Here is an 11,792-nt window from a genome sequence, read left to right on the forward strand (position 1 = left end):
GTTCTCCTACTCTTCGTCTACGCCGTAGCGTTTATCTAGAACATTCATTTGACGAACGTAGACAAAAATCAACGCCACAAATACGTAAATTGCACCTTGCTGTGCGAACCAGAATCCAAGTTTGAAGCCGAAAAATCTCACTTCATTTAGTACATCTACTAGCAGAATGCCGAATCCAAACGATACAACAAACCATACAATCAGCAGTTTTAACATTAACGAGAGATTGTCTCGCCAATAGGCTTTTTTATCTTCTTCTGTTTTAAACGCCATGCTCATTTCCTCTTGCTTTTAGTCTGGCAATTAACCTTGGAATGGCACAAACGCAAAAAATAGTGCCGCCCAAAGCCTTGAATTTTTTCAATCAGAATGACTGCCATTCCGAACGTTTTCTAATCTATCCATGTATTACTAGTAGTGAAATGAGACTATGGTCGTAGTACCACAATTTATTTTTCAAAAGTGTGCTAAATTACTAATATCGATAGTGTTTTAGGTACAGAATTAAATGACATTGGGTTGGGTTTTATTAGCCTTAATTTATCTAACAGGGTTATTTTGGATCGCTCGCTGGGGTGATAGAAACACGCCTTTGGCGCGTGCGATCACGTCGCATCCAATCGTATATTCCCTTGCTTTAGCAATTTATTGTTCAGCCTGGACATTCTTTGGCATGGTGGGAGAGGCGTCTCGGAATCAATGGCAATATATTGCTATTTTGTTAGGGCCAATATTGGTTTACCTGTTTGGTTATCGCTTCATTTATAAGTTGATTTTGGTCAGTAAGAGACAAAATATTACGACTATTGCCGACTTCATTGCCTCTCGGTACGGTAAGCGACAAACCGTTGCCTTGTTAGTCACCTTTATTGCGCTTTTGGCAACGATTCCCTATATGGCACTGCAACTCAAAGCTATTGGCTCGGCATTTCAATTAATTACCGAACAACAACACAGTGAAGTCATTGTGTTAATCGCCTCTGTATTTATTGCATTCTTTGCGATTTATTTTGGCACACAACACTCAGATGTGACTGAATACCGAAGAGGATTGATGCTCGCCATTGCTTTTGAGTCCAGCATAAAACTCATTGCTTTAATCGTAATCGCCTCCCTCGCTTACGTTTGGGCGGTAGTCGACAACCCCGAAGAATTTAGCAAAGCACTTTCAAAATTTAACTCAGCTGCACAATTCAGCACCTTACCATTTTTCGCTCAAACCTTGATGTCTGCAGCTGCCATCATCTGTTTACCACGGCAATTTCATGTGGCTGTCGTAGATAATTTAAAGCTATCTCACCTGAAAACTGCGCGCTTCTTATTTCCACTTTATTTAGCTGTCACTGCCGCCGTTATCCCCATCATTACCGCAGCTGGACAAACCTTGATTGGTGCTCAAGAACCCGATACCTACGTGCTTAGCTTAGCCATATTGTCAGACTCACTATTCGTTAAAATCTTGGTCTTCATGGGGGGCTTATCCGCGGCAATGGCGATGATTATTATCGCCACCTTAACCCTCAGTACTATGGTTACCAATGACGTAATCTTACCTAAGATGTTGTCTCGTCAAAATCACAATGCGCCTTTGTTTAATTATGCTAAAACCATTCTGTTAGTCAGACGTTTGGTTATCGCAACACTCATTGCCCTAGCCTATTTCTATCATCAACAAATGACTGGCAGTCGTTCATTACTGTCCATTGGATTAGTGGCATTTTCGTTAGTTGTGCAGTTATTGCCTGCTATTTTAGGCGGACTTTATTGGAAAAAAGGGCATGCCCATGGCGTTTATGCGGGCTTGCTTGCGGGTTTTTTAACTTGGGTGATGTGGTTGATGTTTCCCATGTTAAACGAGGTCACCACCTCTCAATTACAGTCAGAAGTAATTAGTGTGGCGGCAATGGTTAGTTTATTTGCCAACACAAGTTGTTACTTGCTCTTTTCCCATTTTGCACAAGATCGCTTAGTTGACCGAATTCAATCTCAAGCTTTTGTATCTCCGCGGGAAGAGAATATCGAAGAGTCTCAAAAGCAGCGCAAGAGCGCCACTATTGGCGATCTTTCCACACTATTATCTACTTTCCTTGGGGAGTCTAGAGTCAAGATTCTAATGGAGGATTTTGAAAATCGAGCCAAAATAAAACTGCATGACCAACAATCCCCCGATCATGAATTTCTCCAGTATTGCGAACGGGCATTAGGTGGCGCATTAGGCGCTTCAAGTGCAAAAGCCTTAATTGATAGTGCTCTGGGCGGAAAAAAATTAGATTTTGAAGAAGTGGTTAATTTTTTCGATGACACCACTCAAGCAATGCAATTCAACACCACAGCTCTATTCACTTCAATAGAAAGTCTAGATCAAGGAATAAGCGTCATCGACAAAAACCTGAATATGGTGGCTTGGAATAGGCGCTACCTAGAGTTATTTAATTACCCTGCTGATTTGGTTAATGTTGGCACCCCCATAGAAGATTTGGTTCGTTACAATGCTCAACGGGGTGAATGCGGTGTGGGTGAAATTGAGTCTTTGGTTCAAAAACGCGTGGCACACTTGAAAGCAGGCCATCCACATAAATTTATTCGTCAGCGCAGTGACGGCAAAATGATTGAAATGGTTGGAAATCCCCTTCCTGGTGGTGGTTTTGTAACTAGCTTCAACGATATTACGGCCCATATAGAAATTCAAAAAGCCTTAGAAGAGTCAAAAATAAACTTAGAACGTCGTATTGAAAAAAGAGGTGAAGAAGTTCAAGCAATTAACGCTGAATTACGCAGTGAAATAGAACGCAGAGCTCAACTTGAAGAAGATTTAGTTCAAGCTCGCAAAGCTGCTGAAGATGCTAATGCAAGTAAAACACGTTTTCTTGCTTTGGCCAGCCATGACGTTTTGCAACCATTAAATGCCGCTAAATTATATTTGTCGGCATTAGGTGAAATCGATGTTGATCGTGAAGCTAAAGAGATTCTCAACAAACTTAGCGATAGTGTCAATTCTAGTGAAACCCTGATTGCCACTTTGTTAGATATAGCTCGCCTCGATCAAGGTGAAATGAAGTTAACCATGGAAGATGTGTTATTACCCGAACTACTCAGCTCTCTAATAGATGAGTTTGCCATGAAAGCAGAACAAAAAGGATTACAACTGCGTACCCAAATTCCAGCTTATTGGGTCAACACAGATAAAACCCACTTGTATCGTATTGTACAAAACCTGCTTTCAAATGCGGTGAAATACACAAAAAAAGGCAAGATACTATTGAGTGCAAGAAAACGACAAGGTCGCATACTCATTCAAGTTTGGGATACAGGAATCGGGATTTCAGCTGCAGAACAGAATAGAATATTTAACGACTTTTATCGCGTCGATGGTAGCCCTCAACATGGAGTAGGTTTAGGTTTGGGTGTTGTCACCCGTATGTCGAGTAAACTTGCGATTAATGTCAGTGTCCGTTCTACCCCAAACAAAGGCAGTTGTTTTAGTTTTGACCTCCCATTAGGCGAGTCACATTCACAACAACCGGACACAGTAACCACTAACAAAACTGGCTTGAAAGACATGCTGGTATTATGTATTGATGACAAAGATGAAAACCTGGATGCCATGCAAACGGTATTAAGTAAATGGCAGGTGAATATCATCACGGCATTAGATCTTCCGCAGGCTAAAGTGCAGTTAAATTCGCGTATACCGGATGTTATTTTGGTTGATTATCATTTGACAAATAACGTGAATGGATTGGATGTGATAGCAGCCCTTCGTAACCAATTTGGTGAGAACTTACATGCTGTTTTAGTGACTGCAAATCAACAAACTGAAATTGTAGATCTTTGTAAAAAACTCAATATTAGCTATTTAAGCAAACCCGTTAAACCCGCTAAATTACGGGCTTTATTAAATAGTTTTAGGCTTGCCATATCACCCCAATAAGTCCAAATATGGCAAATAGTATGGGTTGATGTACAAGATAAATAATTAAACTATGTTTACTGGCAAATAATACTATTTTACTGCGCGCTAATGTGCGCGCAGGATCCCGTAAAAACCAGTCTTGGTAAGCTAGCCAAATACCTATTAAAACTACTCCCGTCCACGGAAACAAGCCAACGTAATCGTTCGTGTATCCAGGCAGTAAATGCCGAATTGGCTGAAATGGCCAAATACTTCCCACCCAGTTCAAATTAAACGCAAGGATAATGAGAATGCCAATGAGTAATGCGCTTTTAGGAAATCGAGAAAGGGGTACACAAATTAAACTAGCGACAGTAATGAAGTGCAACACACCAAAGAATATCCAATTGTTAGGTGCCATTATCAACGATGAAATCGTCACTGCTGCAGACGCCAATAACAACTGTATCAATCGCTTCACAAAGTGCTTCTGTCTAAACCCTGAGCCATGGACTGCCGCAAGTGAAAACCCGACACATAAGAAAAATAGGCTCAAAATTACGTAGCGAAACTCACGCCAGCCTTCACCATCAGGAATAGAAGAAGGTACCCAACCAAAAAATTTGAGATCATAAATAAAGTGAAAAATAACCATTAGAACAATGGCTAAAAAGCGCATTAAATCGACAGTATAAATGCGTTTAGAAGCAGGGTTAGCAGACATTAGCGCACTCTAAAACAATAAGTCTGCCTATTGTAATAGGAATTAACCTTAATTTCGCGATTATTCCTTTTTCATAAAAAGTGCGTCGCAAACCTGAATCACTTCATCACTGAATAAAAGGCGAGCTTATTTATGACACAACTCAGGGGCCGGTGGAGTAAGCTCCAGTTGCGAAGCAATTAATACTGCTTGGGTACGATTGTTAATGCCAAGCTTCTTAAATAACGCAGTTACATGGGCCTTTACCGTCGCCTCAGCAATATCTAATTCAAAGCCTATTTGTTTATTTAACAAACCATCTCGCATAAAACACAAGACTTTGTATTGGGCGTTAGTCAAACTAGAAACTTTGTCTGCTAATGCGGCAAATTCACTATCCATTTCATCAATTTCGTTAACCATGGATTTCGGGATCCAGGTATCGCCATCGAGGATAGTTTCAACTGCATTGGCAATATCTTCAGAACCCGTTGTTTTAGGAATGAATCCCATAGCACCAGTATTAATAACTTTGGATACAATGTTTTTATCTTCAAGACCTGAAACCACAGCAACAGGTAACTCGGGATAAAGTTTGCGAATATGAATTAAACCAAATAAGTCATTACTGCCGGGCATGTGCAAATCTAACAGCAATAAATCGACGTCATTATTTTGAATAGTATCGAGAGTTTGCGTTAAGTCACTAGCTTCTAAAATCGTTAATTGATGTTCAGATAAATTTAGCGCAAAGCGCAATGCATCTCGATAAAGGGGGTGATCATCAGCAATTAGCAATGTGAACATAGTGTTATCAGCGTGTCTATAAAGTGTTCTAATTGAATCAGGACAATACGCTTAAATCAACCAAAAATCTCGAACTTAACGAATAAAGGGGCAAATATTGCCCCTTTATTGTTAGATCAGACTAATTATCACCAATTACTTCTTATTTAGCGATTTAACCTAAGTTCAATTAGACTATCTACCACACTAGGATCGGCTAATGTTGAAGTGTCACCTAATTGTTCATATTCATTGGCTGCAATTTTACGCAATATTCTGCGCATAATTTTACCAGAGCGTGTTTTAGGTAAGCCATTTGTCCACTGAATCAAATCGGGGACCGCAATAGGGCTTAATTCTGTGCGCACCCATTTACGGATTTCCGCAGTCAACTCATCTGTTACTTCCACACCTGAAACAGGGGTGACATAAACATAGATGGCCTGACCTTTAATATCGTGAGGATAACCCACTACAGCAGCTTCAGCTATGGCGTCGTGAGACACAAGCGCACTCTCAATTTCAGCGGTACCAAGGCGATGCCCTGAAACATTCAATACATCGTCCACTCGACCGGTGATCCAATAGTATCCATCTTCATCACGGCGGCAACCATCACCGGTGAAGTAAGTATTTTCGTAAGTACTAAAATACGTTTGTACAAAACGAGCGTGATCGCCGTAAACCGTTCTTGCTTGAGCTGGCCAACTATCTTTGATAATCAGATTACCTTCAGTAGCGCCGCTGAGCTCATTACCTTCACCGTCAACTAGTGCAGGTTGAACCCCAAAAAATGGAATCGATGCCGCACCGGGTTTAAGAGCAGTAACACTAGGCAATGGCGTCATCATGATGCCACCTGTCTCCGTTTGCCACCAAGTATCGACAATCTGGCAACGACTGCGGCCAATAGTTTCGTAATACCATGTCCAAGCTTCTGGATTAATGGGTTCCCCAACCGAGCCTAGCAATCGAAGTGAATCTCCTGTAGTGCCTTCTGCGGCAAATTGCCCTTGTGCCATTAGCGCTCGAATAGCCGTTGGTGCAGTGTAAAGAATATTAACATCATGTTTATCGACAATTTGACAAATACGGCGCACATCAGGGTAAGTTGGAACACCTTCAAAAATTAATGTGGTTGCACCATTAGCCAGGGGGCCGTAAACGATATAAGTATGACCTGTGATCCAACCCACATCGGCGGCACACCAATAAATTTCCCCATCTTGATAATCAAATACGTATTTGTGCGTCATCGAAGCGTAAACTAAATAACCGCCTGTGGTGTGCACTACGCCCTTAGGTGTGCCAGTTGAGCCTGATGTATATAAAATGAATAAAGGATCTTCTGCATTCATTACAGTGGGCTCACAAGTAGCTTCGCATTGAGCAGTTAACTCGTGCCACCAGACGTCTTTTTCTCCTACCGCAACCTCATTACCAGTATTTTTGAAAACAATCACGTTTTCAATACTGGGACAACGATCATTTTTAAGGGCATCGTCCACATTTACCTTTAGAGGCACGCAGTTGCCTCCTCGTCGACCTTCATCAGCAGTAATAATTAGCTTAGCATCAGAATCATTAATTCTATCTGCAATGGCATTGGGAGAAAAACCACCAAAGATAATTGAATGAATCGCGCCAATACGAGTACAGGCCAACATGGCAACAGCAGCTTCGGGGACCATCGGCATGTAAAGGGCTACGCGATCCCCTTTCTGAATTCCCAACTTTTTCATACCATTGGCAAGTTGACACACTTGATCGTGAAGCTCTTGATAGGTCACTTTACTGTCGGTATCTGGAGAATCACCTTCCCACACAATAGCCACATCATTGGCTTTCTCAGGAAGATGTCTATCAATACAGTTATAACTTACGTTTAGTTCACCATCTTCGTACCACTTGATACTCACATCGTCTTTGGCAAAAGAAGTATTTTTAATTTTAGTTGGAAAAGTAAACCAATCTAAATTTGCCGCTTGCTCCTTCCAGAACTGATCGGGCGATTCTATTGATTGCTGATACATCTGCGCATGCAGTTCGGGGGTTAAGTGGGAATTTAGCTTAGCGGTCTCTGGGACCGGATATAGTGTATCTGTCATAGGGTTCTCCAACACAATTTTTAGCAACTGCACATACTGTAACGTTAATATTAAAGAGTGGAATGCGACTTTGGTCTTAGCGAAGCTGACTTTGGTCTTACTTAGTTAAAAACATCCACGTTATTCATCAAGAATTAACTTTATAGACTATACGACTATGGTCTGATAGACCATCCGCTTATATGTAAAAACTGAATCTTAGTTCAAAATTTACTGAGCATTAAACTGCACTAGGAAAAGTCATGAAAACTAAAATTACAGCAGCAATCACGCTAGCACTCGGCACTTTGTATGGTACTGCAACCAATGCCAACCTATTAGACAAAACAAATGTTCAATTTAGCGGCTATTTAAAAGCCGATGCCATGTTCAGCAGCTATAGCGATGGTACTTTAGCCTCTGGTAGTATCGGAAGAGACTTCTATTTACCCAGTCTCACCCCCGTCGGCGGTGAAGAAGAATCGACTCAATTTGATGCCCATATTAAGCAGACACGGTTTAGATTCACTACTAATACCGATCTTGATAGTGGCGATAAAGTTGTCGGCGTTCTCGAATTCGATTTCCAAGTCACCCCAGATGGAAACGAACGTGTAAGTAACTCTTACGAGCCCAGGGTCAGACATGCTTTTATTAAGTATAACGATTGGATGATAGGACAAACTTGGACTACCTTCATGGATGTCAGGGCGCTTCCCGAAACCCTAGATTTCATTGGTTCAACTGACGGTACAATATTTGTTCGACAAGTCATGGTTAAGTACTCAACAGGAAACTTTGAAGTTTCGTTAGAAAACCCAGAAACCACGGTTTCTCCATTAGGTGGTGGTACTCGCATTGTAACTGACGATAACCCCGTACCAGATTTAGCCGCACGATATACTTTTAAAGGTGATTGGGGTCACTTTGCAGTTGCAGGCCTCTTACGCCAATTGTCCTACGTCGACAAGCAAGGGGAAAATGATATTGACACCTCAACTACCGGTGCTGGTATTAGCTTAACTGCTAAGTTTAATCTGGGCCAAGACGATATTCGTATCGCTGCCAATTATGGTCAGGGTTTAGGTCGATATATGGCGCTTAATGCTGTCAATGGTGCAGTTCTGAACGCCGATAATGAACTAGAAGCCATTGATTCCGCAGGCTTCAGTATTGCTTATAGACATGTTTGGGATCCTCAGTGGAGAAGTAACTTCACCTACTCTATGTTTAGCGCTGACAACGAAATAGCGTTGACTGGCAGTTCAACTACCAAGCAAACATACAGTGCTCGTGCAAATATTTTGTATTCTCCAAGCAAAGAACTTACTTTCGGTGCAGAATATGCCTATGCGAAACGAGAACTTGAAACGGGTGCTGACGGTGATATGAGCCGCCTACAATTTTCAGCAAAATATGCTTTTTAAATCAAATAAAACGACGTTTACTCTTTGAAGGCTGCAAGGTTATTGCCAGGCAACTTTCAAGTCTAGTCTAAAATAGTGGCCCTATAGGCCACTATTTTTTTAGCTACCAACCTACCATTTGTTGATAATGTTTATCTAATTTCTTAGCAAAATCTTTACCGCTTATTGCCACCTTTTCAAGCATTTCTTCTTCTTTGCTGTGTGGTGTAAACGTGGGGACTTCAACTGGAGTACCGTCTTCATCTATGGCCATAAAAGTAATAAAACAACGGTTTGTATCGGTGATTTCCTCTTTTTTCGGATCCGATGCCCTTACAACCACATAGATATGCATACTGGTTCTGCCGGTATGCACAATGCGAGCAGTAATGGTCACCATTTGCCCCACTAAAATGGGCTGAATAAAACGAATTGCATTGGCAGAAACCGTTACACAATAATGTTTACTCCATTGTGCAGCACATGCATAAGAGGCTTGATCTATCCATTTCATAACCATTCCGCCATGTACTTTACCGCCAAAATTAACATCTGTTGGCTCGGCTAGAAATCGAAACTCAGTCTCGCTATTTTTATTCATAATCAAGGCCTTATATGTCAACTTGTCGATTTACTATACTTTAGATGGCAAAAAATGTTCAATTTAATTTTATTTGTCTCCGAAATGGCCTATCTATTATTTGTTGCCCTGAATTTACCATGTTAGATTCAAGCAAATTACATCCAACAGGATATTTATTTGACTGTTTAAGGTAGAATAACGTCAATCAACAGAAATTGGCCTTTTTATGAATCACAACGATATTTTACGCCGTCTGCGCTTTGCCCTCAGTCTTGACGACCCTGCGACAATCGCTATTTTTAAGTTAGCAAACTATGAAATGGAAAAAGACTACTTATCGATGCTCATGAAAAAAGAGGAAGAGCCAGGGTTCATGCTCTGTCGCGACAAGATACTCAGTCTTTTTCTAGATGGATTAATCATCCAAAAACGCGGTAAACAAGAAGGTGTTGAGCCTGTTGTTTTAAAAGGTAGCCAGCGTTTATCCAACAACGACATTTTACGCAAAATACGTATTGCCATGAGTTATCGCGACGAAGACATGTTGACGATATTAAAATTAGCTAACTTTCGTTTAAGTAAGGGTGAGTTAAGCGCGATGTTTAGGAAACCTGATCATCGAAATTACAAAGAAAGTGGCGATCAAGTAGTACGTTACCTGTTAAAAGGTATGACGGTTAAGTATCGTCCAGATGCCGCAAAAACCAGCACTACTCCTGTTGCTAAGAAAGACAAATACAAAAAAGCCAATACAATTCGTCAAAAAGAAAGTGCAAAAGATACTGCTAAGTCTCCCTCTGTCGAAAATAACTCTGTTTGGGGTAAGGTCGATCCTAAATGAAAATAGCGCAAGTTGGAGAAGCAATTCTAAAAACCCCGGCGGTAGCTGTGCCACCGTCAGATTTGCTAACAGATGAATTGAAACAATTTATCTTGGGCTTAAAACAAACCATGTTAGACGCTAACGGTATAGGCATTGCAGCTCCGCAAGTATTTGATCCACGAGCAATAATGATTATTGCGTCGCGACCCAACGCCCGTTATCCAGATGCTCCACATATGCAACCCTTAGTTCTGATTAACCCGAAAGTGATAGCCAGCAGTGATACTCAGGAAAAGGATTGGGAAGGGTGTCTATCTGTCCCCGGTTTGAGGGGGAAAGTAAAACGCTTTACATGGATAGAAATTGAATATCTGGCCGAAAATGGCGACACGGTAAAGCGTTTATTTGAAGGCTTTGTTGCACGTATATTTCAGCACGAATATGACCACCTTATAGGTAAAACCTGGCTTGATCACATCGAATCTGCAGAAGATGTAATGGCTAATGAAGTGTGGCAGAAAAAGTACGCCTGATCCTTAAACAGGCGATCTAGCCCGTGATTTTATTCATCCTATTCCATAACCTGTAGGCGGCTTTAGCCCCGTGACGTGCTTGAAACATGCCATGGCCTGAAGACCATGCTACAAAATTTTAGGCGGCGGCTTTAGCCCCGCAGCGCATTGGAAACATTCCATAACCTGTAGGCGGGTGCTTTAGCCCCGCAGCGCATTTGAAACATTCCATGGCCTGAAGACCATGCTACAAAATTGTAGGCCTAAAACAAAAAAGCCGCTCTAGGAGCGGCTTTCTTAATTTTTTAGCTATTATCGAGATTAAGCGATGATTTTAGCTACAACACCTGCACCAACAGTACGGCCACCTTCACGGATTGCGAAGCGTAAACCTTCGTCCATCGCGATTGGGTTGATTAGCTCAACTTTGAATTTCAAGTTGTCGCCTGGCATTACCATTTCAACACCTTCTGGTAACTCTACTGCACCAGTGATGTCTGTTGTACGGAAGTAGAACTGTGGACGATAGCCTTTGAAGAATGGAGTATGACGACCACCTTCATCTTTAGACAATACATACACTTCTGCTTCAAACTGTGTGTGAGGAGTGATTGAACCTGGCTTAGCCAATACTTGACCACGCTCTACGTCATCACGCTTAGTACCACGTAGTAGTACACCAACGTTCTCACCTGCACGACCTTCGTCAAGCAACTTACGGAACATCTCTACACCAGTACAAGTTGTTTTCGTTGTATCTTTGATACCAACAATCTCAACTTCTTCACCTACTTTGATGATACCTTGCTCTACACGACCGGTTACAACTGTACCACGACCTGAGATTGAGAATACATCTTCAATTGGCAAAATAAATGGCTTATCAATGGCACGCTCTGGCTCTGGGATATAGCTATCAAGGGCTTCTGCAAGCTCAATGATTTTTGCTTCCCATGCTGCGTCGCCTTCCAACGCTTTAAGCGCTGAACCTTGAATCACT

Annotated in this window: 10 protein-coding genes; 4 read left to right on the top strand and 6 right to left on the bottom strand. The window is 41.5% G+C overall.

Annotated elements, in window-relative coordinates; genetic code table 11:
* Window positions 1–6 precede the first annotated feature (6 nt).
* Window positions 7–273 carry a DUF4212 domain-containing protein gene (locus ACYVIL_RS20435; RefSeq protein WP_303472810.1) on the bottom strand — a complete coding sequence of 89 codons (267 nt, stop codon included), beginning with the start codon at window positions 271–273 and terminating at the stop codon, window positions 7–9.
* 235 nt (window positions 274–508) lie between these two features.
* Between ACYVIL_RS20435 and ACYVIL_RS20440 the strand changes: the two genes are divergently transcribed.
* The gene (locus ACYVIL_RS20440) at window positions 509–3,931 is read left to right on the top strand and encodes a PAS domain-containing hybrid sensor histidine kinase/response regulator (RefSeq protein ID WP_460314609.1); all 3,423 of its coding nucleotides are present in this window, start codon (window positions 509–511) and stop codon (window positions 3,929–3,931) included.
* On the opposite strand, the gene ACYVIL_RS20445 is transcribed toward ACYVIL_RS20440, so the two are convergent.
* From ACYVIL_RS20445 to acs, 3 genes are all read right to left on the bottom strand, one after another.
* Window positions 3,906–4,616 carry a heparan-alpha-glucosaminide N-acetyltransferase gene (locus ACYVIL_RS20445; protein ID WP_460314611.1) on the bottom strand — a complete coding sequence of 237 codons (711 nt, stop codon included), beginning with the start codon at window positions 4,614–4,616 and terminating at the stop codon, window positions 3,906–3,908. The genes ACYVIL_RS20440 and ACYVIL_RS20445 overlap by 26 nt on opposite strands.
* Before the next feature lie 126 nt (window positions 4,617–4,742).
* Window positions 4,743–5,402: a response regulator transcription factor gene (locus ACYVIL_RS20450; protein ID WP_460314613.1), complete on the bottom strand. Its 660-nt coding sequence runs from the start codon at window positions 5,400–5,402 to the stop codon at window positions 4,743–4,745.
* Window positions 5,403–5,548: 146 nt separating this feature from the next.
* Window positions 5,549–7,489: an acetate--CoA ligase gene (gene acs / locus ACYVIL_RS20455; protein WP_303472817.1), complete on the bottom strand. Its 1,941-nt coding sequence runs from the start codon at window positions 7,487–7,489 to the stop codon at window positions 5,549–5,551.
* Window positions 7,490–7,731: 242 nt separating this feature from the next.
* On the opposite strand from acs, the gene ACYVIL_RS20460 reads away from it, so the two are divergent.
* A complete protein-coding gene (locus ACYVIL_RS20460) occupies window positions 7,732–8,895 on the top strand; it encodes a DcaP family trimeric outer membrane transporter (RefSeq protein ID WP_303472820.1) in 1,164 nt (387 codons plus the stop codon).
* A gap of 103 nt (window positions 8,896–8,998) precedes the next feature.
* Here ACYVIL_RS20460 and ACYVIL_RS20465 read toward each other — a convergent pair whose 3' ends face one another.
* The gene (locus ACYVIL_RS20465) at window positions 8,999–9,475 is read right to left on the bottom strand and encodes an acyl-CoA thioesterase (protein WP_303472821.1); all 477 of its coding nucleotides are present in this window, start codon (window positions 9,473–9,475) and stop codon (window positions 8,999–9,001) included.
* A gap of 208 nt (window positions 9,476–9,683) precedes the next feature.
* On the opposite strand from ACYVIL_RS20465, the gene ACYVIL_RS20470 reads away from it, so the two are divergent.
* Window positions 9,684–10,298 (top strand): YehS family protein, encoded by a 615-nt coding sequence (locus ACYVIL_RS20470; protein WP_460314617.1) that lies wholly within the window; start codon window positions 9,684–9,686, stop codon window positions 10,296–10,298.
* Window positions 10,295–10,813: a peptide deformylase gene (gene def / locus ACYVIL_RS20475; RefSeq protein ID WP_460314619.1), complete on the top strand. Its 519-nt coding sequence runs from the start codon at window positions 10,295–10,297 to the stop codon at window positions 10,811–10,813. Before ACYVIL_RS20470 ends, def begins: the two co-directional genes overlap by 4 nt.
* 300 nt (window positions 10,814–11,113) lie before the next feature.
* On the opposite strand, the gene ACYVIL_RS20480 is transcribed toward def, so the two are convergent.
* Window positions 11,114–11,792 (bottom strand): EF-Tu C-terminal domain-related protein (locus ACYVIL_RS20480; protein ID WP_460314621.1); only part of this gene is annotated, 679 nt, incomplete at its 5' end.

Source organism: Aliiglaciecola aliphaticivorans, assembly GCF_054782055.1.